The organism is Bacillus cereus, from assembly GCF_002564555.1.
In the GTDB taxonomy this organism is placed as follows: Bacteria; Bacillota; Bacilli; order Bacillales; family Bacillaceae_G; genus Bacillus_A; species Bacillus_A cereus_K.
This window is the reverse complement of record NZ_NUVD01000090.1, coordinates 1-26209: the sequence shown is the minus strand read 5'-3', so window position 1 is coordinate 26209 and position 26209 is coordinate 1. Positions and strand designations below refer to the sequence as shown.

Genomic DNA, 26209 nt, shown 5'->3' with positions numbered 1-26209 from the left:
GGGGGGATTTTATTTTGTTAACTTGATAGCGATGGGGTGCTACCCCTGTTAGGAATATATACGTTTTACTGGTTTTCATTTTATCTTTGCACCAGAACCAGACTTTGTACAGTTTTTAGCAAAATTAGTAACGCTAGTTGCTGTAATGTTCCTTTTGTTTTCAAACTTGTCCATTCTATTTCGCTTCTGGTTGGCGTATATACACTCCTTAAATCTTCCGTACTTAGATTATGTTTGATTCTTGGATATATCGTATCTTGAATACTAGGCATAACTAATCCCCCTAGAATCTATATATGTTTCAATATTCAACCATCTTCATTGTAAAATAAAAACCTATCCGCAGATAGGTTTCTTGTTTATATTTATCTTATTAGTTTGAATATTTTCCCAGAGTGACCTCTCATACCTTGAATCGTTTCCGTCCCCCTAATACATGCTATTCTAACGTTGATAAATTTTTAAAACAATTCAAATGGAAAGGTGAAACCGGATCTTGGTTTCACCTCGTCCTATTTTGAATTTATTATATATTAATTACACATTAAAACTCACCATCACCAATTAAATTTCCTGCATCATTATCTTTAGTAAGTCTTTGCTTCAAATAATTTTCTTTTGTAGTTCTATCATTTTTATGGCCAACTGCAGCTGCTATAACATGAGGTGCTAGTCCCTTGTAATCATATAAATACTGTACATAAAAATGTCTAAAGAAATGAGGTGTGATGCGTATATTCTCTGTAAATTGTAGTTTGGTCTCTTTAATGATCTTAGAAATATACTGAGATAGATAATTCTCTCTGTAGGAAGTATGATTCTTTGTTTGGAATATAGTCCCACCGTTTTTATTTCCAATATCAATAGGCAATCGCCTGCGTATACGAAACGCGACTATACGATTAAAGATTTCTTTATTAATAGAAACGATCCTCTCATCATCACCTTTTGTAGCCACCGTTAAGTAATAACGGTCACGCATTGAATCATACTCAAGATCTTCCCACTTTGCATGCGAAACTTCTGCAACACGTAATCCCGTAGTAGCTAGGATCGATAATAAAGCATAATTGATTTCATTATCCTTATAGTAATGAAGCAACTGCTTCACTTCCTCATAAGATAATTCGCGTTTTGGTTTATGGTGTTTATTAACGGTCGTGCTTAGAATTTCCACATGAAGAGGTTCCTGGATATATTGAATTTCATATAGCCATTTCAAATACGAACGGATTACACCAAGTTTCCGACTAATTGTAGATACTTTGTATTTTTCTTTTGATTGATAGGAGATTGCCTCCTGGGATAACCATTTTTGATAGTTACGTATATGCCGCTTTCTTAAGTTCCTCCAAACTTGGCCGACTACATAATCTTTAACATCTTGCTGCAGAAATTCTGTACTTTGTTGGATGAAAAAATAGAACTGGCTTAAGTCACGTGCATATAGAGTCCTGGATGCATCCTTTATACGTTTTTCTTGGTCAAAATGTGTTTGCCGATTTAAATAGTAATACAATATTTCTTCATCTGAAAATCCCTCATATGTATATGAATCTTCTCTTTCGTTATTTTCCTTTTTAAATTCAGCTTCATTTATATAATCTTGATTCCATATCGCAATTATGTTTGAGAAATTTTGTTTTTGTTTCTCTATATTTTCTAAATAAGTTTCACTATGAATTGTATTTAATTTAAATTCCATTGTTAATCAACTCCATATTAATTCCCTTTATATCTAATAGTATAACTGAATTACATTAAAAGTTACTTACATAGTAAGATTAAATTTTATAAAAATGAAAATAAATAATAAGCATAGAAAATGTCCTATTTTCTATGCTTATTATCAAATTTTTTTTATAAATTATCTTTTATATAATTTATAATTATATAAAAGATAATTTAATTAGAAAGCCAATTTTGATTTCATGTATTTTTAAAAATAAATTAAGTTATGATTGTGTTATAATTAATTTACATTATATATTTTTATCAGTTTAACTTTACATAATAAAATTATCGATTTCACATAACAGAAGTTTACACATAGGAGGAAAAGGTATGTTTGAAAGACAGGAAATAAATATGAATACGAATGAAGTAAAAGCTTATTTAGGAATTAGTAGCTTCATTTTTAGTACTCTTATGAAACAAGGACAATTAAATCCAATTAATCGAGAGACCTGGCGTTTAGATGGTAGCTTTTTATTTAAGCGAGAAGACATAGAAAAGTTGAAAGAAGATCGTGAAACAGAAGGAATTACCTTATATCAGGCAGCAAAAGATTATAATGTGAGCATGTATCAACTTGAAAAGTGGATAGAAGAAGGAGATTTGACTTGTACTATACAGAAACATCGTAATCGTGAGACTAAATTTGTAAATGAGGAAGAAATACACGGATTGGTACAGCAATTGGATCAGGCTAATACGCTGTATACATTCTCACAAAAATATAATGTAGTATTGTTCCAAAAATTTATGGAAGGTAATAAATTAGCACGCATTATATCCATTCCGAAGCGCGGGGATATTGTGCTTATGGACGAGTTTGGAAACAATATGACACTAGAAGATGCAATTAAAATGGGGTATAAGCCTGCATATATTTTATCCAATAAACCAAGAAGTCATCATCAAAAGTTTGTAAAGTTTCGTTTTCCTAAATCAAATCAATTACGAAGTAACATTTTTCATTTAATTGACTTAGTACTACAGTATGTATCACCAAGAAATATTAAGGTTTCTGAGGAAGATGGTTTTTGGTACTTTGATGTTCGTCAATCCATTATTCAATTACCAATGCAAATGCAGGTAGAATGGATTGATTGTTTAGCCCCATATATAATAGAAGGAAAATTAACAAGACGGGTTAATAATAGCGTATATTTAGATAGCAGTAGTGTCACTAAGGCAGTAACGATAACAAGCAGTGAATACCACGCAATCACAAACATTGTAAAAGAAACGAATAGTTCTATTGAAGAATTTATTGCATCCGCTATTCGCGAAAAGATTTATGATTATCAAGCGTCACACAACTAAATTATAAAAATAAAGAAAAGACGCTTTAAAGCGTCTTTTCTTTAGGTAGATTTAATCTGAGTTAATAACAACTTCTTATGCAATAATACATATTGTTGAGTTCAATATGTATTAAACTAACTTTTGTTTACAATTCAGTTTACTTCAAAATCAATTGTGTTTACTTTCATTCAATAAACCATCAGCTAGAAATTTAATACTCGCTCCTATACTTAGAGCAAAAGAGCCCAATATTCCTTAAAATAGGAAATCTAGCTCTTTTTATGTCGAATTTTAATTCACCTATATTTTCACTAATGTGTAAACGATACCTCTGATTCAATCACTTTTTGTGTTTATCATACTTGTCTACTAAATTTGATATTGTATCAACAATAAAAATTATAACAAAGCTTATTAATGATAGTAGAATTAAATTTTTTACAGCTGTGATTAAATCTCTATCCTCAAAGAATTTAAATAAAACTGCTGGGAAGATAAATATAAAGAGGAACAGGAATTTTTTTCTTAATGGTGATTTACTATTAATGATAAATACCCCTCCTTTTTCAATTATATAGCTAGATAAACAGATTAATCATTTAATTCATTATTCATTTTTAAAGATTTTTTAGCATTTGTCTTATTTATTAAGTAGATTGCTATACCGAAAAATATACTAGTAATTATATTTAAAGTCCATGAAGACGGACTATCTATGACATAACCTGATCCACTAAAAACAATAAAAAAGATTATACTTTGTAAAATTGTATTTTTTAAAAGCTTCTTTTTGTTTTTTTCTAAGTCTGTCTCTGAAGTAATATTAATGAAATCAATGTTACTTTTAGAAATTCTAATAGTTATATATCCACAAAAAATTAAAAATAATGTTAAGCAAACAATAATATCTGTAGAAATTTCTTTCAGATATATAGTCTTTGTAGTCAAGTATAAAAAATTTATTAACATAACTAAAATACCTGCTTCTGCAATATATTTTGTATATGCTTTTTCTTGATACTCATCATTTGATTTTTGACCTAAGAGGATTTTTTCTATAATTGTTTTCATTTAATTTCTCCTTCCCAAAATAAATCGTTTAATGTTTTGTCTAAGGCTATACAAATAGACAAACAGAGTTTTAAAGATGGATTATATTCTTCTTTTTCAATTAATCCAATGGTTTGTCTACTTACATTAACTAAGTCAGCAAGTTGTTTTTGTGTTAAACCTTTTTCAATACGTGTTAATTTCATTTTTATATTCAATATAAGATCCCCCCTAATGGAATATAAATATGCCTTAATGTCATTTATATATTACATCGTTACCTGTATAAATGTCAAATGATTGTTATTGAATATTATTTTTATTAGTTGAATTATATTAAATTTTATTTTCTGTAATATAAGTAAATCCCCCNNGGGGGATTTACTTATATTACTTAATCATTTAAATAGCATAATGCAACGCCTGTTACTCCGCCACCTAGAGCGCCCCATGGGCCTCCCATAGAACCGATGATAATTCCACCAGCAGCTTCAGCAGCAGCTTTTTTCCAAGTGCAGCCTCCACCATTGATGTTTTCTAATTCTTCTTCTGATAGTTTTGTAAGTGTGTTATTAATTTCTTTCATTTATATCAGTCCTTTTATTTTTTATTCTCCAAGACAAGTAATTGCTCCAGCAGCAGCTCCAATATGAGCTCCAACAAATGCGCCACCTGCTGTACCTAATCCCATTGTTGCAGCAGCACCAGCAGCACCACCTGCGAAAATACCTTTAACAACGCCTGCTCCAATTTTATTAAGGCAACTTCCACCTGCTGAGATTTCTAAAAGCTCTTTTTCTGTAAGTTGTTCTGTCATTTCATTGATTTTCATAATGTTATTCCCCTTTAATATATAATTTTAGATTGTTTTATATGATTTAATCATTTTATATGCGAATCAAAATATAACAATCGTTATATCTAAAATATCATAAATCCCCTAAAAAAGGATGTAATATGTAAAATTGCATATTTCACCCTTTTTTTATATTTTTATATATAATTAAATTATATATACGAATGTAAAGAGAAGAGGCTGTGATTGTGTTTAAAAAAAAGTTCACTTGTATTAAACAACAGGATTTAAAAGATTGTGGGCCAGCATGCCTTGCAATGATTTCTCGTTATTATGGTTTTACTATGTCTATATCAAAAATTAGAGAAATAGCGGGTACAGATTTAGAAGGAACTAATATAAAAGGCTTAATAGAAGCTGGAGAGAAATTAGGTTTTGGAGTAAAAGGAGTAAAAGCTACAAATTTTGAAGCATTGGAAAAAATCACCTTACCTGCTATTGCACATGTAGTGATAGGAGGAGGGTTACTTCATTATGTAGTAATTTATAAAGTTAAAAATAATAAAATTTATATAGCAGATCCTGAGAAAGGATTTGTCACATATTTATTAGAAGAGTTCGGTCAAATATGGACTGGCATTCTAGTTCTTATGACACCTACTGAGAATTTCCAAAAAGGTAAGGCATTACAAAGTACACTTTCTCGTTTTTTATTTTTACTGAAACAACAAACTAATTTATTAGTACCTTTATTTTTTGCTTCTATTTTCTTTAATTTATTTGGATTATTGGGAGCTTTTTATTTTAAATTTTTAATTGATGATATTGTGACGAATCAGTTGTTACAGACACTTCATATTGTATCAATTGGAATTATTATATTGTATATCTTTAAGGTACTTCTTTCTTATTTTCGTACGCATTTGATCTTATATTTAAGCAGACGAATAGATATTCAATTAATGCTAGGGTATTATCGCCATGTTGTGGGATTACCGATAAATTTTTTTGAAACAAGAAAAATAGGAGAAATTATTTCTCGATTTATGGATGCAAGTAAAATAAGAGATGCTTTATCAACAATAACTGTGACATTAATGATTGATACAGTAATGGTGACATTAGGCGCTATTTTATTATATATACATAGTCCAGTTTTATTTGGTTTTACTTTATTATTAATACCTTTTTATATAGGTATTATTTTTGCCTTTCATAAGCCATATCAATCTATTAATAGAGAAGAGATGGAGAGTAATGCAAAGTTGAATTCTTATTTAGTAGAATCTTTAAATGGGATTGCAACTATAAAGTCTTATAACGCTGAAAAAGAAGTGTTTTTTCAAACTGAAAGTCGCTTTGTTAATTTATTAAAGCATGTATTTAAAAGAGGCATGCTATCTAATTTGCAAGTTTCTATTAAGATTGGACTTGAGTTAATTGGAGGGACGGTTATTCTTTGGATTGGTGCTATGCAAGTATTAAAAGGAAATATGACAATAGGTGAATTAATTACATATAATGCACTCTTAGCTTATTTTTTAAATCCAATTGAAAATTTAATTGGAATTCAACCTACTATGCAATCTGCATTAGTTGCTGGAGAAAGATTAAATGAGATTTTTGATTTAGATCAAGAAAAAAGTGAAAAAGAGGATAATAAGGTATCTCCTAAACAATTATCAGGTAAGATTGAATGCTCAAATGTTACCTTTCGTTATGGAACACGCAAGAATGTTTTAAATAATATAAGTTTTTCCATTGAACCAGGTAGTCAAGCAGCTTTTGTGGGGGAAAGTGGTTCTGGAAAAACAACAATTTCAAAATTATTAATGCATTATTATGAATCGCAACAAGGGGATATATATTATGATGATTACCATATTAAAGAGATAAATCGTACTGCACTACGAGATCGAATTGCATATGTTTCTCAAGAATCATTTTTCTTTAGTGCTTCTATTTATGAAAATTTATGTTTTGGCTTAGAACAAAAAGTTACTTTGGAAGAAGTTATACAAGTATGTAAGCAAGCTTGTGTACATGAGTTTATTAGTGAATTGCCATTACGTTATGAAACTTTTTTAGAAGAAAATGCATCAAATTTATCTGGTGGCCAAAGACAACGTTTAGCAATTGCAAGAGCGTTATTAAAAAAACCAGACATTTTAATATTAGATGAAGCTACAAGTAATTTAGATTCTACAACTGAAAAACATATTACAGATATGTTAAAAGAATTAGGTTCACAAGGAGTAACCGTGATTATGATTGCTCATAGATTGAGTACAATTCAACATGCAAGCCAAATCTTTGTAATGGAAAAAGGAAATATTATAGAGCGTGGCTCTCATGAGGAATTATTATTCTATAAGGGTGAGTATTATCGTCTTTGGAAGAATCAAACGGTTCATGTCGAACATATAGAATCGCAATCATATGTAATGGGAGATAACCAATATGAGTAAAATCTATTCTTTTGATCAATTAACGGATAGTGTGGAATTATTGGAAAGAAAGCCTCCTCGTTTTATTGCTGGATTACTCGTTTTTCTTTTGATGAGTTTATTTACTTTTTTAATTTGGGCTTATGTCAGTAAGATAGATATTGTAAGTAAGGGAACGGCAATGATACAAGGAAAATCAGATGCAAGTGTGTCTCGTACTCAAATTGTAGGTGTGGTTGATATGGTTGCTGTTAAGTCTGGTGATGAAGTAAAAAAAGGAGATATTTTAATTCAATTAAAAAATCAAGAATTAACAGATAAACAAAATCAGATGAATCAAATTGTAGAACATTTAGAAAAACAAAAAGGGATGCTAGAGCAGTTGAAAGAGAGTATCCGGTCTCATAAATCTTCTTTTCCTGATGATGTGGATAAAAAAATAAGAGAAGAATATCAGGCTTATGATCAAAGATATCAATCTATACAAAATGAAAATGACAATGAAATAAAAAAAATAGAGAATAGCAAATTTTCAAACGAACAAGATGAAGTTTTACAAGGACTAATTGCAGAAAAGGAAAATATCCAAAGAGAAATAGACACAATTGAAAAACAAAAAACAAAAGAAAATATATTAGAAGATCAAAAACAAGTAATGAATGATAAAATAGGGAATTTAGAATCTCAACAAAACAGTGTAGAAAAGCGTATCCAGCAACGAAAAGAAACTTTAGAGCATGAAAGAACAAAAGTTGATGTTACTAAAGAAGGAAAGCAAGAACAAAAGAAAGATGCTTTAAATCAATATAAAGAAGAGTCTATGATTTCAGTGAATCAACGTATTCAATCCCTAGAACAAGAACTATTTATTAAAAAGCAAGAGTTAGATGGACTTCGTCATCAAAATGAAACGACAATCATAAAAGCACAAAAAGACGGGATTGTACAATTTCCTTCCATCTTGCAACAAGGGGATTTAATTAATCCTGGCCAAGACATTGTTTCAATTATCCCAAAAGAAGAACAAAAAAAAGTAAGAATCTTATTACCAGCTCAAGAGATAAAAGGAATAAAAAAAGGAGATAAAGTACAATATTCGTTTAAGTTACAGAAAACGGATAAACAAATGGGACAAATAACATATGTATCAGCATATCCTACTTTTGATAAAAATACGAAAGGGTATATGTATGAACTAGAAGCCACAATTGATACAAAAGAATTACAAGAACTACATACAGGAATGGTTGGTAGAGCTTCTGTCATTACAGGAGAAGAACCGGTATGGAAATTTATTTTAAGAAAATTAGATTTTATTTCCAATTGAAATAGTTAAAAATAGATTCATATAAGGGGACAGAATTAAGTATGAAAAAGTATTTTTCTAGTATAATCATGTTGATTTTATTAATGGTTTATTTTCCTTTATCCGTTACATATGCACAGGAAAAAAACATCAATTTAAGCAATATTGAGCAAATGACTAGTGTTTTTAATGATAATACTAATCTAGGAGAAAAAATCAGCTATATTAGAAATAGTGATTTGAATAATTGGCCAGTTAAAGAAATGAATCAGGCCCTAGATAAAATAGATAATTTAAATCTGAGTATAATGGAACGAGCAGGTTTAAAGAGAGAGGTAATACGTTCTTCAGGATTTTCTAATTTTGATTTTAAAGAAACAAATTCGGATGTATTAGCATTTAAGGAATTAAAAATAGAAATTATAGAGACTGATAAGCTACTTACATTATACAGAAGAAGCAAGGCTGGTGAACCAGAATCTAAATACGGTCTTGGTTATTGGTGGGGAGATAAAGAAAGAAATATTGAAGAAACTAGAAATGAGTTAGCCGTATTAGAAGCTTGGGGGAATCCGCTCAATATACAATATAAAATCACGGTACCTAAAGGGACCAGAATACTTAAAGGAATTACAGCTTCTCAAACTCAATACCTTAAAGGTACAAGTATAGTTCAAGAATATAGAGAAGGTGGAGCTATGCAATACTGGATTAATAAGATAGATAACAGCTGGTTACAATAAAAAATTATTAGGAGGATGACATGACAAATCATCATGAATTTATAAGTTTAGCTCTAGATTGTGAGCGTATTATAAAACAAAATATTCCTAGTAATCCTGACGATGCTAAAAGATATCATTTAATGTTAAACGAACTTAAAGGATTAAGAATGACCATAAAATTAAACCAATTAAATGACAAGTTATATTATTTATCAATCACACAAATGCTTGAAAAAGATGATCCAAAAAAAGTATTACAAGCTGTTTTAAAACTTAATACATTTTATTGTAACTACTATCAAAATTTATAAAATTATTAATCCAATAAACTTGAGTCTATATTATTTAAAATAACATGACTTATAGTGGCAGGCACTCGAAAGGGTGCCTTTTTTATTAAGAAAAATAAACCTAATACGAAAGATGTTCTTAACGTACAGCATACACCTCAAAATCTGTCCGAATTGTGTCTAAACAGGTCCAGTACCAGAGTTACTGTAACCAGTGTCAAAGTAAAAATTTTAAACTATAGAGATCCGGATTCTAGAACTTTACGGTTTAAAATGTTTTTAATAGATATCATAAGAAGACAAAATTGGGAGCTAGAGGAACCTATTGAACATTTTACAATTGCCCCAGAATAAATTCGAAGTAAAATTCCCGAAGAATGAAATGTGGTTAAGAATTGGAACCCTGCTAATAGCTTCATTTTTTATAGGAAAGGGGGAGAAATTCAAATAAATTGTATGGAAGATCAAGAAATTACTGTACTTACTACTTAATCTTCATCTTCTTCAAAATCATGATAATTGAACTGTACCCCGAATCATGGATTTTTTTAAGTGTCCACGATTCGGGGTACAGTTCATTCATTAGTGATCGTTTCCTTTTTTAATACTCATATGGAAAGATAGATATTAAATTCACATCTTCAGTTTCTTCTTTAGAATTCATTACGATTACTTTATGTTCAAAGGACATACTCGTTAGTATTGTTAATACTACTAAATTTCCTACAAGAATCTTTTGCATGTCCCTCTCTCCTCACATTTCTTCCTTTTAAATATGGCAAGGGGGAATATTTATATAAAAGGGATTGAAATATTTATCTCATCCTTTGATGTAAACAAATAATTGTAACAGTAGAAACCCCTCAAAAATTGAGGGGGCTCCATCACTACTTCGCTTCGGCTTGCTTGTCCATTTGCTCTTGAGATATATCATAATATAATTTCTAATTATTGTGCATTTTTTCTAGCTATTGTTATCTTATTGTTTTTTACAATCCAAGGTTCTGAAACAAGTGAACCATCTGCTCTCTTTAACGTATATTTTGTCGCCAATTGATATTCTGTAAATCCTGTTGTTTTACCAGGTTCACTTGCAACAGTACTAGTAATTGTTTCTTCTGATGCTTCGGTATTAGTTGTACTAATCTCTGTTTGGATTGTTCTTGAAATTTCTGCTTTAACTGCTGCAGTTAGGTCTCCAAATTTCAATCCTAAATCTGCTCCAATCTTCATAGAAAGCGTATCAGTCATCTTTTGTTGATCTACAGTAGTCATACCTGTTTTAAATGCATAATTACGAGTTAAACCAGATGGAATAACCGCTGAAAATGTTTTATCCCAAAATTCTTCTTTTATCAAAGTATAATATGGTGAATTGTGTAATTTTGTATACTCATCCACTGAATTATCATTTACCATAATACAAGGTATTAAAGATGCGCCAACAACAACAGAATTTGAAGTTTGAGGTAATTGTTGATCAATACCTCCAGTATACTCTGGAGCAGCCGGTCTAGTTCCAGTATTCGGTAAATTTGGTAATGAAAACGTTGGGTTCTCCTCCATATTTAATGTCTGATACATAATGGATGCTATTGGCGAAGAAAAGGAAAATAATTTCTCTGGATCGGAAGGATTTGAATTACCGAAACCTACAGACAGATCTTGTATTGCTCCTGAAGAGTTCAAAGTAGTTGCTGCAACTTTCCCATTTCCTTGATTCATAAATTCATAATAACCATTTCCCTTATCTCGTAAATTCCATTTTTGACCAGAGGAACCATTACAACTGAAAGATCCCACTCTAGGTACAACAAGATTCGTATGAATTGATGCAACTTTTCCACTACTTTTATTTACAATTGCATATGAACCTCCATTAAGTGGGAAAAATAGATATTTTTGGTTGTCCTCCATATTTAATTTTATCACATTTGTGATTGCACCATCATAAGATGAGCTATATGGAGTCCAAGCTAAAGTTGAATTAACTTTCGAATAAATAGAATAATATTTATTTTTTTCTGGCGTTTCTGCTTGGCTTGCAGGAGCCCAGATAGATAGACTCGTTGCTCCTACAAGTAATCCTGCCATAACTTTTTTTGATAATGATTTCATAATTTTTCCTCCCTAGTTTTTTCGGCAAGATCCCTACAAGATTACAAAAAAATGAAATTATACTTGTACATTGCTTATACTTTCACCCCAGAATAAAATAAGATCATTTTTGCTATGTAGAGATTTAGAATGCCATTTTTTACAAATGTGATAATTTGCTGATTCAGAATTTTTCTAAGTGGAATTGAAAATATTATATTAATAAAATTACTTTCTAATTTCACCCAATCAATTATATTAGTTATCACTTAATATATAAGTTAAAGAGATAGATATTTTAATCCATAATAAAATTACAATTCAATTTAAATATTATTAATATAATTTAATCACACTCTGTATACTGATTTCCTTTATTTATATATGCAAAATTACACATCTAAATAAAGGTTTAAATAAGATGCGCTTTTATAAATAACTAGCTGGAGAGAAAGAAAATTTTTGTTTAGGGTCTACTTAAAACTCTTAAGTTGATGAATGTCTAGTGCTACCCCGACTAAGGAAAGTGAAGGTACTTCGAATGTTCCTACAGGAAATCATGATTGAAAATATCCCATTCCCCTCAACTTAAAAAATTTTAGTATCCTCAAATACAAAAAACGTTATCTTTTCTAAATAAGCTAGATTAGAAAGGATGACGTTTTTATGAATCTCTCTATTCAAGATGAATTACAACTATTTTCTGAAGAATTACCCCAATATCTTACTCCTTCATTTTTAGAAGGACTTGCTAGAGAACTTGACTTCGTACAACGAAAGCGTAAGTTTTCGGGCCACTATTTATAGCCACTATCTGTGTTTGGATTAGTCAACGAGTAGCGAGTGATTCTTGCAGGTTTAATAAAAGAACAGTGAGTTCATATCTCACTGTTCTTTTATTATTATTTATAGGCATTGATAAAAAGGAAACTTCTCGTTGATTAAGGAGTTGTCCTTTTCAATGGAATTTTATAATATATTTTTTTATTTAACCCGACCGTATCCTGCAATATGTTTGCTCCAATAAGAACTATTTAAACTAGCTTCGCTAACTCCGTCGGAAGAACTGCAATTATAAAATTTATCTTTTCCAATATACATACCAACATGAGTGATACCTGACTTATTTCCATTTGTTCCTTTAAAGAATACTAAATCTCCTTGTTGAAGAGAGTTTCGATTGATACGTGCAGTTTGATCATATTGTTCTTGTGCTGTACGTGGTAATTTAATTTTTTGTGTTCCATATCCCCATTGCATCAGTCCAGAACAATCAAATCCAGTATTAGGACTAGATCCGCCCCATTTATAAGGCTTACCCTCGTATTTTTTCATGGCTGCATAAACTTTATCAAACTGACTAGCACTTATTCCTTTTGTTGTGAGAGCTGATATAGCTTGTGTTGTGTTTTTATTCTGTATAGTTAAATCTTCAATTTTAGAAACAGTATCAAGTTCAGCTGCAGAAGCAAAACTACTACAAGATCCTAATATGACACCTAATGCTAATGCTCCAGTTACAATTTTCTTCATAAAAATTCCCCTTTATATTTTTTTGTAAGGTGTTATACCCTCACTTAATAACTTAATTTTGGTATATAAGAGGAGTAAACTCATAAAAATAGACAAGATTTTACATTTTTTTGATATTTTGCATTTTTATTAATGTTTCATTTTAATATTTTTTGTTGAACTCAATAAATTAAAGGGATTGGACTGAAGACTTATTCAATAAAAGTATAAAAATTAGTAGTTATAATATTCTGATGTAAATTGAGAAATAAAAAGTAATTATTTAGTATTTTTGTTATATAAAGAGATTTTGTTAAAGGTTTTCTGAGAAATCAAGGGGTAACCTTTTATCAAAAAAGTAGTTTATAATAACTAAATTTAAGAATTTTCAATAAGGGCTATTATTAGTAGCTTTGAAAAAGAGAAGAAATAAATTTGGATTATTTTTATATAAAAAGAAAATTCAGTTATCAATTTATAAAATCTAACTATATTTACATAAATAGGAAATTAGGTTAGATTTGAATTATATTATAAAAAGAAAAGGAGAGATTTTATGTTAAAAAAAGTTATTTTATCAAGCACAATACTTATGGGAGTTTTGGGTGTATCAGCCGTATCTTTACCTGATTTAGGGTTAATAAAAGCAGAAGCTGCTATTAGTGATGCGAAAATTCAAAAAGTTAGTGTTTTTGGACAGAATTATTATGATGGATCTGATGTACCTGGTAATTCAACAGGAACTTTTTATATAGTAGGAGATAAAAATGTGACATATACGATTAAACAATATGAATTTAACCGACTAGTTAATACAAAAAGTGTGACGACTATAGGTTTAAACAGTCCAGCACTTTTTAACATGCAAATTACAGAAGGAAATAAATATGAGGTGACTTATAACGGGAAAGTTATTAGCACTTTTGTTGTTCGTGGGCACTAATTTTTTTACTCTAAAGTATTAAAGAACAGACACTTGGAATATATAGAACGCGCAGGAAAGTTGTTGTATATTCATATAATTATATAAATTATCAATAGAAATAGGGAAACAAAATGAAGAAAGTCACACAATTAGCATTAACAGGAGCTATTGTACTAGGAGGTTTAGGAATGGGAGCTGTAGCAGATCTGCCAATGGTTCCAGGCGGCCAAATTCAAAAGGCAGCTGCAGCATCAGCATACGGTGTATCAGTTAATACTACTAAGGCTAACTGGACTAACAGCGAAGGGGTTAATGTAAAGTTTAAGAATGACAACAGCTACGAGGTTAAGCTTGTTGGTCAACTTCAGTACCTTGAGAACGGTAGCTGGGTAAACAAAGGCCAATCGTACGAACCGTACGCACTTCCTAAAGAGTACTTCGGTTATCATTTAAACCCAATCGGAACTGATGGTACTTACCGATACCGCACAGCAGTGTACAAGGTAGATTCTGGAGCGGAAACCTTCCAGGGTTATGTATATACAAGCAATTTTTATGTGAAATAAATCAAAAAGTCGCTATCATTATAATTAACAGTCATGAGTTCTACATTCTAGCACGTTCTTACCATCACTAGATGTTAGAATATACTGTATGTTCGGCGACACAAGCCTGGGGACTCAAATTCCTCAGGTTTTTTATTTTATATAAATAAGGTTCGCAAGCTTATACCCCATGCCCATCAACTTAAGAATGGAAACAAAATGAACTTTCGTTCAAATAAACTAAAAAATTTTCAAAATACTACTTATCTTTAAAAGTGAGCACGTAAATACACCTAGTTAGGTATTATTTTAAAGATTATGCAGCTTTCTTTCGTTTTGAAAATTAACTATACTCATAGACAACACTAAAACGGCCATCTTATGCTTCTTGTTACAAAAGTAATGACAATATTAGATTTTCGAAATGAAAATAAGAGAAATTTAGTATACTTGTTATATTGAATTCCTCTTATTTTATTTTTTATTATGGAATAAATTCGTTTAGCTAATTAAAACTTAGCAGAGAAGAGACGCTAGAAAACCTACTACAAGAAATGACGAGTAAATTTAAAGTATAATAACATCAAATAAGTAAGGTGAAAATGATATCACCTTACTTATTTTTCTACTTAATAACTAGGGGAGCTATTGAAGGAATGAGAAAAAGAAATAAACTATGGAATTTATGGAAAACCATTACACTGTTAGTTTGTACCGTTGTAATTGTTTCTTTACTCGTAACAGACGTTTTAATTAGCCATAATGTTGAACGGGCGACAGAAGATAGCCAAGCAGAGAAGGCAAAAACGATTGCACGTATTGTGGCGAATGATTCTATTGTAATTGATGGGTTGACGGGGAAGGTAGATACCTCCTTGATTCAGGTGTATACAAATAAGCTATTAAAGAGTACAGATGTACAATTTATTGTAGTTATGGATATGAATGGAATACGAAAATCTCATCCAGACCCTCAAAAAATAGGGCATCATTTTCTTGGAGGCGATGAAGGACCTGTATTGCAGGGAAAGGAACACGTATCGTTAGCAAAAGGAACTTTAGGGATTTCTATGCGAGTATTCGTACCTATTTTTGCTGACACAGGTGAGCAACTTGGTGCGGTCGCTGTTGGCATTTCAGCTGATAATATAAAAGAGAGGGTGAAAGAAAGTAGACATATTATTTATATCGGTGTTGGTGTTGGAATATTAGTTGGAATTATAGGAGCGATATTGCTAGCTAGACATATAAAGAAAAGTTTATTTGGTCTTGAGCCGCATAGGATTGCGAAAATTCTTGAAGAAAGAAATACGATGCTACAATCTGTAAAAGAAGGTATTATTGCTGTAGATAAAGAGGCAAAAGTAACGTTAATTAATAATGAAGCAAAACGAATATTAAAGAAAGATGGAATTACAGAAGATTTTATCGGTAAAGATATTGAATTGTATACGCCGAATTCACGTATGAAAGAAGTGTTGCAAACAGGAGAGGTACAATTAAACGAAGAACTAAATTTTTATGGGGTTACGATTGTTACTAATCGGGTTCCTTTATATGTAAAAGGGGAAATAGTTGGCGTGATTGCAACATTTCGTGATAAAACAGAGATTAGAAAATTGGCAGAGGAACTAACCGGTATCAGGCTATATGCGGAAGCATTACGCGCACAGTCCCATGAATTTATGAATAAAATGCATGTTGTATTAGGACTTACACATATGAAACAGTATGAAGAATTGCAGAAATATGTAAGTAGTATGGTGTCAGAGCATCAATATGAAATGGGAGGGATTATGAAAAAAATTCAAAGCCCAGTATTTGCTGGATTTTTACTAGGTAAACTGAGTTATGCTAGAGAGAACAATATACAGTTAATTATAAAAGAAGATTCTTACTTACCAGATATATATGATGAACGTATCATTCATGAACTGGTCACCATTGTCGGAAATTTGATTAATAATGCATTAGACGCAGTGATGAATTGTGAGAAGAAGAAGGTTGAAGTTGGAATACAATATGGGGATACATTAATCATTACAGTACAAGATACAGGCAAAGGCATACAAGAAAATGAAATTGATACATTGTTTATAAAAGGTTATTCCACAAAGGGTGATAATCGGGGGTATGGTTTGCATCTTGTAAAGGAAAGCATACAGCGAATAAATGGGGAAATTCATGTTCATTCATTGTTAGGAACGGGAACGACAATAACGATTGAAATACCTAAAAGTAGGGATGAGAGATAAGATGATCAAAGTTTTGATTGTAGAAGATGATCCGATGGTCGCAATGTTAAATACGCATTATTTAGAGCAAGTAGGAGGGTTTGAACTTGTCCATACAGTTAACTCAGTTAAAGAAGCATTAGAAGTATTAGAAGTATTAGAAAAATCACGAGTAGATTTAGTATTACTTGATATTTTTATGCCTGAAGAGAACGGGTTTGAGCTTTTAATGCATATTCGGAATCAAGAAAAAGAAATCGATATTATGATGATTTCAGCTGTACATGATATGGGGAGTATCAAAAAAGCATTACAATATGGCGTAGTAGATTATTTAATTAAACCATTTACATTTGAACGATTTAAAGCGGCATTAACTGTATATCGAGAAAAACTTACTTTTATGAAAGAACAACCAAAAATTAGTCAATCGGAATTAGATTCGCTAATTTTACAAAAAGAAAAAAGAGTGCCCTTTGACGATAAAGAGCTTCCGAAAGGATTAACGAAGCAAACGTTGCAATTAATTTGGCAGAAGATCGAGTCGCTGAATGGACGAGCGTTTACAACAGATGAAATGGCACAATTAGTAGGAGTTTCAAGAGTTTCTATTCGAAAGTATGTCATGTTTTTGACTGAAATTGGAGTATTAGAGAATGAAATAGTGTATCAAAATGTGGGGAGACCAGTGAGTAAATTGAGATGTATTGACCAAAATAAAATAGATTTTTACGTATAAGCGACTTATAATAAGTCGCTTATATTTTTTTAATTACAAAAGTAATTATAAAACTTACAAAAACTATTTTTACTATAGAAAGCATTTTAATATTATTGTTCAGATGAATTAAAGAGAGTAGAAATGCAAGCAAAAAAGAGAATAAGGAGGTCTGGAGCATACCGGATTATCTTGACGGAATAAAACACAAATTAAATCGAAAAGATACTGCAGCATAAATTCTGCAAAACTAGAATATTAAAATTTCATTCATCATTTTATTAATATAATAAAAATATATCAGCTCACAAGGAGATGTTTAGTTTGTTGAATTATGAAAAAAACGCAGAAGTTTTAAAAGCATTAGCTCATCCAATACGAATTAAAATTTTGAAAGAATTAATTACAAGAGGGACATGTAATGTAACTCAAATTGTAGATATTCTTGGTATCCCACAATCTACTGTTTCGCAGCATTTATCGAAGATGAAATCTCAAAAATTAATTATGTGTGATAGAAAAGGATTAGAGGTTTACTATAGTGCTCAAAACAAAACTATTAATTCCATTGTCGAAATGTTATTGGATTTGAAACTATTAATTGTAAATAAAAATTAGTAATCTTTCTGATTCTGGTGCAAAGATAAAATGAAAACCAGTAAAACGCATATATTCCTAACAGAATTGTATTTTATGCTACAAGTTCAAACAATTGATGGATGAATTCTTTCTGGTTTTGGACAGACTGGTCCCGTAAATCAATCTGTTCTTTTTTAATCATATGCATAGCCCCTACTCCAGAAAGAAAGAATGGATGTAGCTGTGTCAAAGCATTTGAACCCTAGCATAGAACGGATTCGTTTCTTTATAAAGCGATGATCTTGTTCTACTATGTTATTCAAGTACTTTTGTTGTCTAAGTCGCATACCGTTAGGTATGCTTTTTTCTTTTTTCAACTGTTCAATTGCTATAGGATAAGCTGGATTCTTGTCTATAGTTATTACACGAGGCTTTGAAACATGAAAAGACCGCAAAGCTTTCCTGAAAAAGCGCTTTGCAGCCTTCTGATCTCTTGTTTTGCTTAGGAAAAAATCGATTGTGCTTCCTTTCGAATCAACAGCACGATACAAGTACATCCATTGACCTTTTACTTTGATATATGTTTCATCGACTCTCCAAGAGTCATTTGTTTGTTTGAGGTAACGTCGGATCCGTTTATCCAATTCAGGACCATACTGATGAATTCAACGCATAATCGTTGTATGAGAAATGGATAAACTCCGTTCCTCCATCATTTCCACTTAATCACGAAAACTAAGATAATATCAGGCTGATAGTGTTTCCATTTGAACAAATTATTCTTTTCCATACCAATCACACACCTTTTTAGAGTAATAGTATCGATATGTCCAAGTTTTATAGATTTTTTGCACCAGAGAACCCATAAAATTGTATCCTTTCTGAGGATACAATTTTATGAGCTTTTTATATAAGTTTATAATCATCTAGTTTACATAAGTAATCTTATCGGTAGTTGTAAAAACACAAAATATTCCGTTTCAAAATCAAAAGTATTCTTATCTTATTGAGATATAATCAAAAATTTCTAAAATAGTTTTTTATCTGCATTACGTTGTGGTTTTTATTTATTCGACTATCCTATTTCTTAGAAATTACAAGGTTCATATTATGGTATGAATAAAATAAATGGATATACAGAAAAAACCTTCTATCTCAAAATAAAAAGTAAACTTAGTTTTTGAGACAGAAGGTGAAATTGAAATGTCACCACGACATATATTCCTTCCCTATCCGTGTGAATAGGTATTATGTAAATTTTATTAATACCTAAATACCTTTAAAAAATAAATATTCTAGTAACTGATGCTTAATGTGGAAATGGTAACTCGCGAAATAAATGTCGAATTAGACAGAAAATTGTATTTTTTCGTTGTTTTATTTTTATTTTCATGCTAGACTTATAATTACAAAGAAAGAGTATACAAAAACCCTTAGCGATATAATTATCTGAATTTTTAGTTTTATTTGTTAGTTTACTTTACATCATTGACATGTGTGTATGCATTTTTTCCTCCACTCTTTCTTTGCTGTGCCCTTTAGAAAAAAACAACTTGTCCTTATCCAAGTTGTTTTTTTTCTGTAAAGATTTCATTTATTGTTTATGATAGTTGAGGTAATAATTCAAAAAAGCACCTATCAGGGACATAGTTTTTAAGGTGCGTTTTTGGAAAGCATTTTTATGAAAAATTGGCAGGAATCATTTAAAAATTAAAATAACCCCTTTTTTCTGTGTACCTCGACACATTTAATTTGTATAATATAAAAACTAAGAAAATTTTAAAAATAATACATATGCATGTTTACATACATAGGGGTGAGATAATATGTACAAACTGACCGAGATTATTGACGTAAAAGAAATACAAACTATGGCAGAACACTTTTATCTTTTAACACAAATTTCACATCAGCTGCTTGATTGCAACGGAGGAATCATATTTCATTACGGCACACCATCCTCTGATATACATTTACATACAAAAATTCATGTCCCTATTATATTCAATGAAAATATGATTGGTGATTTTGTGATTTTGTCGCCTAAAGATAATATTGAATCTTGCACTATATACTTTAAATCTCTTGCAACGATTATAACGAAAAAAGGAATGAATACATTACAGCAATTGCAGAAAGATCAATCTATCCCTGCTGAAAAATTATATACGATTTTACACAACATGCCCGTTATGGTTGATGCTTGTGATGAAGAAGGGAATATTGTCATATGGAACCGAGAGTGTGAACTTGTAACAGGTTATAGTGCCGCTGAAATTATTAACAATCCTTGCGCGTTAGAGCTACTTTATCCAGATGAAACGTATCGGAACCAGTTACTTCATGGATTTTCTGAACTCGGTAAAAACTTTCGTGATTGGGAAATGACACTTACTTGTAAAAACGGTGATAAAAAAACAATCCTGTGGTCAAATCTTTCAGAAGAATTCCCTGTTCCTGGATACAGTCACTGGGCAGTTGGTATTGATATTACGCATCGGAAACAGGTAGAAGAAAAACTTATAGAAAAATCTTCAGAGTTAGAATTAATTTTTAAAGCACTCCCAGACTTATGTTTTTTAACAAGACTTGACGGAGTAATCGTTGATTATAAAGCCGGCTGTCCATCAAGATTTTATGTACCTATCGAACAATTTATGTATAAAAAATTTCAGGATGTGTTGCCTTTAGATGTTGCCCTGCAGCTACAAGAAGCAATTGTAAGGGTACAGCAGAATAATTCCATAGAAATTGTAGAATACTCCTTGCTCATGCATAATAGTATTTACTTTTTTGAAGCACGATGTTTACCGCTATTAACAGATAAAGTGATGGTTATGGTTCGCGATATTACAGAGCGGAAAAAGACAGAGGAACTACTAAATAAATCAGATAAATTAGCTACTGTCGGTCAGCTCGCTGCAGGGGTTGCACATGAAGTGCGAAACCCACTCACTGTTATTAAAGGATTTATACAATTATTAGAGATACAAATGAAAAATGAATCAAAATATTTTCAACTCATACTTTCTGAAATTGAGCGCATTGAATCTATTATTCACGAATTTTTATCTATCGCTAAACCTGAGGTGTGTTCTTTTGAACAAGAGAGCATCGATGGAATTTTAGAAAACGTTGTATCTTTAATTAACACAAAGGCAATTATGACAAATATTCATGTCAGATTCCAAACGAATCCTGACGTTGTATATATGGATTGTTGTAAAAAACAATTAAAACAAGTGTTTATCAATGTTTTACAAAATTCGATTGAAGCAATGCCACATGGGGGAGACATAATCATTACCACTAAGAAAGTAAGTAACAATGAGGTGGAAATTTGTATTTCAGATGAAGGGATTGGTATTCCAGAAGAAAGAATTGCAAAACTTGCTGAACCTTTTTATAGTACGAAAGAAAAAGGAACAGGTCTCGGTTTAATGATTAGTTACAAAATTATTGAAAGTCATCAGGGAAGAATTTGTATAACAAGTAAAGCTGGAGTAGGAACCTCGGTGTACATTTATTTACCGCTTTTGCAAAATGTTTAAATACTGACTTAAATGAAATTATGGCATGTTATTTTGGGATTACATGTGTACAAGCGGCCTCGTAGGTATACCCCAAAATTTTCCCAACAAAAAAATCCCCGTAAAGCATATACACTTTACGGGGAGAGCCTGTTTTCTATCTTATTATATACGTACAGCCGTACCACTTACAGCAACCATTAACATACCATCACGAACAACTTCGTAGTCAACGTCAACACCAACGATGGCATTAGCACCTTTTTGTCTTGCAAGTTCTTTCATTTCGTCCATTGCAATATCACGTGCTTCTTTTAATTTACTTTCATAAGCACCAGCACGACCACCGACAACATCACGAACTGAAGCGAATAAATCGCGAACAATATTTGCCCCCATAATAGCTTCACCATTTACAATATCAATATATTCACTAATTTCTTTCCCTTGAATTCCCTGCGTCGTTGTTACAATCATGACTGACACTCTCCTATAACTTATAATTATTAATTGGCGTTTCTTATGTCTTTATTATGACATGGAAAAAGTAGCTAAACTATCTAATAACCTTACAGGAATGTGACATTTTTGTAAGGAAGATTTACTCATTTTCTATTCGGATTTCTGTAAAACATGACCATTTTCTGACCAATCTTGTCGGGATAGATATACTAATTCTGTAATTGTTGCTTTCCATCAAGCTCTAGCAATATAAAGCCTTGTTGATTGCAAGAACCATCTCCTTATTTCTTCCAATTGCGTATCGACTATCCTCTGAAACAAGTAAACTTGTATGATCAATTTTGACAACACATTTCCCTAACCTCCGCTTTACTTCCAATTGTAATTTCTTGTTTGCTTCTTCTAAAGAATGTGCTGGAATAATTGCTGATTGTAAGTCTGTTACCTTGCCATCATACATTACAGGAAAATCAATTTCATATCGATATATCATGATTTCCCCAATTCCTTTCCAATAGTACGCTTACAACTCATCCTTACATGCTTTTTATTTTCGTATATTTTTACAATTACACTATGTTTCTTCACAATCCTCGCTAACCCTACCAAAATAACCTTTAAAAAATCATTCTCAAACCCTTTTTTCGAAATTTCATTTAAGCTACTTAAAATCCCGAATAGCAAACATAATCTCATTTGATACCAAATATATTAACGGTTCATTAGAAGTGGATTACAAATAAATCTGGAAGGTGATTTTCTCTGGAATGGAAACTTTTTGTGCTGAAAATTATATAAATATTGTTATCCAACACACCTAATTGATAACCCTGGTAAAAAGGGGCTAAATTTCTATCACTACTCATATCTCTCCCCCGAAAATAGCCTTATGAATTAGAATAATAGGACTAATTATGATGCAATTTGTAGGATTTTTATACTTTTTGTCGAATACATGTAAAAAGGAGGGAATATGGCATGCTGTTCACAGGATTCTTCATTAATCTATCTATTTTTTCTTTCCTAGCTAGTTCAGCTATTTTTATTCAAGTATTTATAAGGAAAATGGATAATAAATTTATCCATTTATTTTTGGGGACATATGCAGGTATCATAGCTGCTATTTTGATGATTTTTAATTTTAAGCACATGGGATTGTTTTATGACTTGCGAGCCGTTCCTCTTATTATTTCGTTTATTTATTTTGGTCGTACAGCTGGTTGGATTACGTTAATGTTTATTTTATTTATGCGTATTTTCTACCTTGGTGGTGATTGGGAACCAGCTTTGATAGCTGCTTTAGGAATTGCTACTATATATACTATATTCAAAACATATCTCAAAAATACCCATCCCTTTAAAAGCGTCTTTCTTTATCTAGCTGTTTATCTAGCCATAATTCATTGGGTATTTGGATTCTTTTTTCCTTCTATCTCACTTATACTCCTTGACATCCAAGGTACGTTATTTATATCTTGTGGACTCTTAATTGGTGTTTTTCTTATGGAATCCTATCAAAATTTATATTACTTAACACAAGACCTAGCTAAAGCGAATGAAACCTTACTAGAATCAAAGCGAGAATTAAGGGATACCGTACATGAACTACAAGGAGGTATTGTTAAATTTAAAAAAGTAAATGGGAATTTTATTCATACTCTGTGTGATGGACAATTATTTTATCAACAAGGATTTCACTCTGAACAAGTTGTAGGGAAGCTTTTACCTACTATAGATTCTTCCATTATTCCATCCCATTTAGTTCCTCGATTACTAAAGTATTATCAACAGGCATGGGATGGTGAAGAAGTAACTTTCGAACTACCATGGCCAAATGATGAGACTATGATACTTTTCTCTCTTAGGCCAGTTAAAAGAGAGGGAACAGTGGTTGAGGTGGTTGGTTCTACTGTTGATATAACGAAAAGAATAAATGCGGAAAATGAACTAAAGGTAACGAAAGAACGACTGGAATCGTTTATTAATCATAACGTAGATGCTATCACTATATTTGATTTAGATGGACATATGTTACAAGCGAATAAAGCTTATGAGAAGATATTTGGTTGGTCAGAAAAAGAATCAGTAGGAAAAAAATTACCTTGCGTACCTGATTTTTTAATGAATGAAACTTTAGAGTTAATCAAAAATATTAGTAATACCAATATACAAGATCCTGTTATTACTAGGTTAGAAACAGTTAGACAACGAAAAGATAAAACTCTAATTGATGTAAACGTGACGGTTTCACCAATTCTAGATTTAAGGGGCAATATAATTGCTTTATCAGGAATTTGTAGAGACATTTCTGAAAGGAAACAAGCAGAAAGAGAACGCCGTCAATTACATCAACAATTAAGAGACAGTGAAATGAAATACCGTGCGCTCATCGAACAAGCAACTGACGCAGTATATGTAGTAGAGCTAAATGAGGATCAACTTCCGGTTCGATTTATTGAGGTAAATCCTGTTGCGTGTAAAAGATTTGGATATAGTAGAGAAGAGCTTCTTTCGATGCCATTTCCTAGTAACGTTCCGCCAGATTCTCCGATAATCAAAAGAGTGATAGAAAAATTTAGAGAGGGGCAGACTTCTTTCACTTTGCAAGATGAATTTGTTTTTCCGACAGGAAGAAAAATAACCACTGAATTTGGTGTCCGTGTTTTTAACTTGAATGGCAAAAATGTTTTCTTGAGTATCTCTCGAGATATCACAGAACGGCTAAAAACAGAGGAATTATTACGAAAATCAGAGAAACTTGCTGTAGTAGGTCAATTATCCACCGCAATTGCTCATGAAATTAAAAATCCTTTAACAGCAATGAAAGGATTCATGCAGTTATTAAAATCAATGGAAAATAAGAACACTGAGCATTATATAGATATAGTGTTAGCAGAGGTTGAACGTATAGATAGTATTACTAATGAATTTATGACATTAGCAAAACCTGAGGCATTAGAAATTAAAACTAATGACCTGAATGTATTAATGAAGCAAATTGTAATGTTACTTGAGCCTCAAGCAATTATGAATTGCATACAAATTACAACTGAGTTTACATCTGATACTTCATTCATACTTTGTGAAGAGAATCAATTGAAGCAAGCTTTTATAAGTATCTTAAAAAATGCGATTGAAGCAACACCAATGAGAGGGGAAATCTTGATTCAAATTGAATATGTGCCTGATCAAAACCAGGTAAACATTCGATTTACTGATTATGGGTGTGGAATTGAACAGGAACGTATACCTTACCTAGGAGAACCATTTTATAGTCTCAAAGAAAATGGTATCGGTTTAGGATTAATGATCTGTTATAAAATTATTGAGAAGCACCAAGGAAAGATACTTATTGAAAGTGAAGTAGGAAAAGGAACAACAGTTAATATAAATCTTCCTATATCTACTCTCGAAAAAGAAAACTCTTATTCATCTTCTTAGATACATCCTAGAATCATGAAGTACAGCTATACAATTTATTAAATTTTCCCCTTTAGATTTAATTATCTAAAGGGTTATCTGTTTATGCTAAGAAAATCTCATATTGTACTCTCGCCATTTAGCAGCTTTACGAACTGTTTGAGGTAGGGACTTCTTGGGAGGTATAAACTTTCTAATAATCTTAAATATAGAAATTCCCCTATTTCCACAAGTAGATATTTCTATATATCCCTACTTTTGTTATCAAAAATAGCGAATATATTCCTGTTTCTTCAACTAATAGTTAGCAAAAACAAGTGAACCCGCAGGAGAAAAACAAATTTAAAAACCAACAGGGCAATAATACAACTCTATCAAAATTACAATAAAAGGAGCGAGTATTAAATTTCTAGCTGATGGTGTATTGAATGAAAGTAAACACAAAAAACACAATTGATTTTGAAGTAAACCGAAGATTAATCACCTTAATAAGATGATTAATCTTTTTTTTGAACTACCCCCACTTTCACTTCGTTTAGAAGA

General features: G+C 31.2%; 23 protein-coding genes and 2 pseudogenes. 13 read left to right on the top strand and 12 right to left on the bottom strand.

Annotated elements, in window-relative coordinates; genetic code table 11:
- Positions 1 to 80 precede the first annotated feature (80 nt).
- Both COI75_RS20605 and COI75_RS20600 read right to left on the bottom strand, forming a co-directional pair.
- Positions 81 to 272 (bottom strand): hypothetical protein, encoded by a 192-nt coding sequence (locus COI75_RS20605; RefSeq protein WP_001139251.1) that lies wholly within the window; start codon positions 270 to 272, stop codon positions 81 to 83.
- Between the two features lie 272 nt (positions 273 to 544).
- Positions 545 to 1705, bottom strand: coding sequence for a tyrosine-type recombinase/integrase (locus COI75_RS20600; RefSeq protein ID WP_098448613.1), 1161 nt, complete (start codon positions 1703 to 1705; stop codon positions 545 to 547).
- Positions 1706 to 2064: 359 nt separating this feature from the next.
- Between COI75_RS20600 and COI75_RS20595 the strand changes: the two genes are divergently transcribed.
- The gene (locus tag COI75_RS20595; RefSeq protein ID WP_098448612.1) at positions 2065 to 3048 is read left to right on the top strand and encodes a DNA-binding protein; all 984 of its coding nucleotides are present in this window, start codon (positions 2065 to 2067) and stop codon (positions 3046 to 3048) included.
- Between the two features lie 573 nt (positions 3049 to 3621).
- On the opposite strand, the gene COI75_RS20590 is transcribed toward COI75_RS20595, so the two are convergent.
- The 4 genes from COI75_RS20590 to COI75_RS20575 all read right to left on the bottom strand — a co-directional run bounded on the left by COI75_RS20590 (position 3622) and on the right by COI75_RS20575 (position 4912).
- On the bottom strand, positions 3622 to 4101 hold the full coding sequence (locus tag COI75_RS20590) for a hypothetical protein (protein WP_098448611.1): 480 nt from the start codon (positions 4099 to 4101) through the stop codon (positions 3622 to 3624).
- On the bottom strand, positions 4098 to 4286 hold the full coding sequence (locus COI75_RS20585) for a helix-turn-helix transcriptional regulator (RefSeq protein WP_199661832.1): 189 nt from the start codon (positions 4284 to 4286) through the stop codon (positions 4098 to 4100). The genes COI75_RS20590 and COI75_RS20585 overlap by 4 nt, the downstream gene beginning before the upstream one ends.
- Before the next feature lie 188 nt (positions 4287 to 4474).
- Entirely contained in the window at positions 4475 to 4666 is a 192-nt protein-coding gene (locus COI75_RS20580; RefSeq protein WP_070147273.1) for a Blp family class II bacteriocin, read from the bottom strand.
- A 21-nt stretch (positions 4667 to 4687) separates the two neighbouring features.
- Positions 4688 to 4912, bottom strand: coding sequence for a hypothetical protein (locus COI75_RS20575; RefSeq protein WP_002204986.1), 225 nt, complete (start codon positions 4910 to 4912; stop codon positions 4688 to 4690).
- Positions 4913 to 5124: 212 nt separating this feature from the next.
- Between COI75_RS20575 and COI75_RS20570 the strand changes: the two genes are divergently transcribed.
- From COI75_RS20570 to COI75_RS20555, 4 genes are read left to right on the top strand one after another with little or no spacing between them, the layout of a single operon-like run.
- Complete coding sequence (locus COI75_RS20570; protein WP_098448610.1) at positions 5125 to 7344, top strand: peptidase domain-containing ABC transporter; 2220 nt, start codon at positions 5125 to 5127, stop codon at positions 7342 to 7344.
- Complete coding sequence (locus COI75_RS20565; RefSeq protein WP_098448609.1) at positions 7337 to 8650, top strand: HlyD family efflux transporter periplasmic adaptor subunit; 1314 nt, start codon at positions 7337 to 7339, stop codon at positions 8648 to 8650. The genes COI75_RS20570 and COI75_RS20565 overlap by 8 nt, the downstream gene beginning before the upstream one ends.
- Before the next feature lie 41 nt (positions 8651 to 8691).
- Positions 8692 to 9372 (top strand): autotransporter, encoded by a 681-nt coding sequence (locus tag COI75_RS20560; protein ID WP_098448608.1) that lies wholly within the window; start codon positions 8692 to 8694, stop codon positions 9370 to 9372.
- Between the two features lie 20 nt (positions 9373 to 9392).
- On the top strand, positions 9393 to 9665 hold the full coding sequence (locus tag COI75_RS20555) for a hypothetical protein (protein WP_071719729.1): 273 nt from the start codon (positions 9393 to 9395) through the stop codon (positions 9663 to 9665).
- Positions 9666 to 10245: 580 nt separating this feature from the next.
- Here COI75_RS20555 and COI75_RS27000 read toward each other — a convergent pair.
- Positions 10246 to 10386 (bottom strand): hypothetical protein, encoded by a 141-nt coding sequence (locus tag COI75_RS27000; RefSeq protein ID WP_176535603.1) that lies wholly within the window; start codon positions 10384 to 10386, stop codon positions 10246 to 10248.
- A gap of 206 nt (positions 10387 to 10592) precedes the next feature.
- Positions 10593 to 11762 carry an RICIN domain-containing protein gene (locus COI75_RS20550; protein ID WP_098448607.1) on the bottom strand — a complete coding sequence of 390 codons (1170 nt, stop codon included), beginning with the start codon at positions 11760 to 11762 and terminating at the stop codon, positions 10593 to 10595.
- Between the two features lie 645 nt (positions 11763 to 12407).
- Here COI75_RS20550 and COI75_RS20545 point away from each other — a divergent pair.
- Positions 12408 to 12592, top strand: a pseudogene (locus tag COI75_RS20545) (IS4 family transposase); the annotation flags it as partial.
- Between the two features lie 133 nt (positions 12593 to 12725).
- Here COI75_RS20545 and COI75_RS20540 read toward each other — a convergent pair.
- A complete protein-coding gene (locus COI75_RS20540) occupies positions 12726 to 13274 on the bottom strand; it encodes a C40 family peptidase (protein WP_098448606.1) in 549 nt (182 codons plus the stop codon).
- Between the two features lie 535 nt (positions 13275 to 13809).
- On the opposite strand from COI75_RS20540, the gene COI75_RS20535 reads away from it, so the two are divergent.
- The 5 genes from COI75_RS20535 to COI75_RS20515 all read left to right on the top strand — a co-directional run bounded on the left by COI75_RS20535 (position 13810) and on the right by COI75_RS20515 (position 18293).
- Positions 13810 to 14196 (top strand): hypothetical protein, encoded by a 387-nt coding sequence (locus COI75_RS20535; RefSeq protein ID WP_098448605.1) that lies wholly within the window; start codon positions 13810 to 13812, stop codon positions 14194 to 14196.
- 113 nt (positions 14197 to 14309) lie between these two features.
- Complete coding sequence (locus COI75_RS20530) at positions 14310 to 14744, top strand: hypothetical protein (RefSeq protein ID WP_098448604.1); 435 nt, start codon at positions 14310 to 14312, stop codon at positions 14742 to 14744.
- A gap of 635 nt (positions 14745 to 15379) precedes the next feature.
- A complete protein-coding gene (locus tag COI75_RS20525) occupies positions 15380 to 16978 on the top strand; it encodes a sensor histidine kinase (protein WP_098448603.1) in 1599 nt (532 codons plus the stop codon).
- Between the two features lies 1 nt (position 16979).
- Positions 16980 to 17696, top strand: a complete 717-nt coding sequence (locus tag COI75_RS20520) for a response regulator (RefSeq protein ID WP_098448602.1) — start codon at positions 16980 to 16982, stop codon at positions 17694 to 17696.
- Between the two features lie 303 nt (positions 17697 to 17999).
- On the top strand, positions 18000 to 18293 hold the full coding sequence (locus COI75_RS20515) for an ArsR/SmtB family transcription factor (RefSeq protein WP_098448601.1): 294 nt from the start codon (positions 18000 to 18002) through the stop codon (positions 18291 to 18293).
- Between the two features lie 73 nt (positions 18294 to 18366).
- Here COI75_RS20515 and COI75_RS20510 read toward each other — a convergent pair.
- Positions 18367 to 19044 (bottom strand): annotated as a pseudogene (locus COI75_RS20510) (IS6 family transposase).
- 1036 nt (positions 19045 to 20080) lie between these two features.
- On the opposite strand from COI75_RS20510, the gene COI75_RS20505 reads away from it, so the two are divergent.
- The gene (locus COI75_RS20505; RefSeq protein WP_098448600.1) at positions 20081 to 21805 is read left to right on the top strand and encodes a PAS domain-containing sensor histidine kinase; all 1725 of its coding nucleotides are present in this window, start codon (positions 20081 to 20083) and stop codon (positions 21803 to 21805) included.
- A 144-nt stretch (positions 21806 to 21949) separates the two neighbouring features.
- Here the strand turns inward: COI75_RS20505 and COI75_RS20500 are convergent, their stop codons facing one another.
- Positions 21950 to 22261, bottom strand: coding sequence for a heavy metal-binding domain-containing protein (locus COI75_RS20500; protein ID WP_000637500.1), 312 nt, complete (start codon positions 22259 to 22261; stop codon positions 21950 to 21952).
- Positions 22262 to 22487: 226 nt separating this feature from the next.
- Positions 22488 to 22739, bottom strand: a complete 252-nt coding sequence (locus COI75_RS20495; protein ID WP_000640473.1) for a hypothetical protein — start codon at positions 22737 to 22739, stop codon at positions 22488 to 22490.
- A gap of 485 nt (positions 22740 to 23224) precedes the next feature.
- On the opposite strand from COI75_RS20495, the gene COI75_RS20485 reads away from it, so the two are divergent.
- The gene (locus tag COI75_RS20485; RefSeq protein WP_098448598.1) at positions 23225 to 25687 is read left to right on the top strand and encodes a PAS domain S-box protein; all 2463 of its coding nucleotides are present in this window, start codon (positions 23225 to 23227) and stop codon (positions 25685 to 25687) included.
- The last annotated feature ends 522 nt before the right edge of the window (positions 25688 to 26209 follow it).

Coding starts and splice junctions, on each gene's coding strand:
- COI75_RS20580 (WP_070147273.1), bottom strand. CDS start 4,666: ATGAAAGAAATTAATAACACACTTACAAAACTATCAGAAGAAGAATTA.
- COI75_RS20565 (WP_098448609.1), top strand. CDS start 7,337: ATGAGTAAAATCTATTCTTTTGATCAATTAACGGATAGTGTGGAATTA.
- COI75_RS20485 (WP_098448598.1), top strand. CDS start 23,225: ATGCTGTTCACAGGATTCTTCATTAATCTATCTATTTTTTCTTTCCTA.
- COI75_RS20585 (WP_199661832.1), bottom strand. CDS start 4,286: ATGAAATTAACACGTATTGAAAAAGGTTTAACACAAAAACAACTTGCT.
- COI75_RS20530 (WP_098448604.1), top strand. CDS start 14,310: ATGAAGAAAGTCACACAATTAGCATTAACAGGAGCTATTGTACTAGGA.
- COI75_RS20550 (WP_098448607.1), bottom strand. CDS start 11,762: ATGAAATCATTATCAAAAAAAGTTATGGCAGGATTACTTGTAGGAGCA.
- COI75_RS20595 (WP_098448612.1), top strand. CDS start 2,065: ATGTTTGAAAGACAGGAAATAAATATGAATACGAATGAAGTAAAAGCT.
- COI75_RS20590 (WP_098448611.1), bottom strand. CDS start 4,101: ATGAAAACAATTATAGAAAAAATCCTCTTAGGTCAAAAATCAAATGAT.
- COI75_RS20575 (WP_002204986.1), bottom strand. CDS start 4,912: ATGAAAATCAATGAAATGACAGAACAACTTACAGAAAAAGAGCTTTTA.
- COI75_RS20555 (WP_071719729.1), top strand. CDS start 9,393: ATGACAAATCATCATGAATTTATAAGTTTAGCTCTAGATTGTGAGCGT.
- COI75_RS20540 (WP_098448606.1), bottom strand. CDS start 13,274: ATGAAGAAAATTGTAACTGGAGCATTAGCATTAGGTGTCATATTAGGA.
- COI75_RS20605 (WP_001139251.1), bottom strand. CDS start 272: ATGCCTAGTATTCAAGATACGATATATCCAAGAATCAAACATAATCTA.
- COI75_RS20505 (WP_098448600.1), top strand. CDS start 20,081: ATGTACAAACTGACCGAGATTATTGACGTAAAAGAAATACAAACTATG.
- COI75_RS20520 (WP_098448602.1), top strand. CDS start 16,980: ATGATCAAAGTTTTGATTGTAGAAGATGATCCGATGGTCGCAATGTTA.
- COI75_RS20535 (WP_098448605.1), top strand. CDS start 13,810: ATGTTAAAAAAAGTTATTTTATCAAGCACAATACTTATGGGAGTTTTG.
- COI75_RS20560 (WP_098448608.1), top strand. CDS start 8,692: ATGAAAAAGTATTTTTCTAGTATAATCATGTTGATTTTATTAATGGTT.
- COI75_RS27000 (WP_176535603.1), bottom strand. CDS start 10,386: ATGCAAAAGATTCTTGTAGGAAATTTAGTAGTATTAACAATACTAACG.
- COI75_RS20495 (WP_000640473.1), bottom strand. CDS start 22,739: ATGATATATCGATATGAAATTGATTTTCCTGTAATGTATGATGGCAAG.
- COI75_RS20525 (WP_098448603.1), top strand. CDS start 15,380: ATGAGAAAAAGAAATAAACTATGGAATTTATGGAAAACCATTACACTG.
- COI75_RS20500 (WP_000637500.1), bottom strand. CDS start 22,261: ATGATTGTAACAACGACGCAGGGAATTCAAGGGAAAGAAATTAGTGAA.
- COI75_RS20600 (WP_098448613.1), bottom strand. CDS start 1,705: ATGGAATTTAAATTAAATACAATTCATAGTGAAACTTATTTAGAAAAT.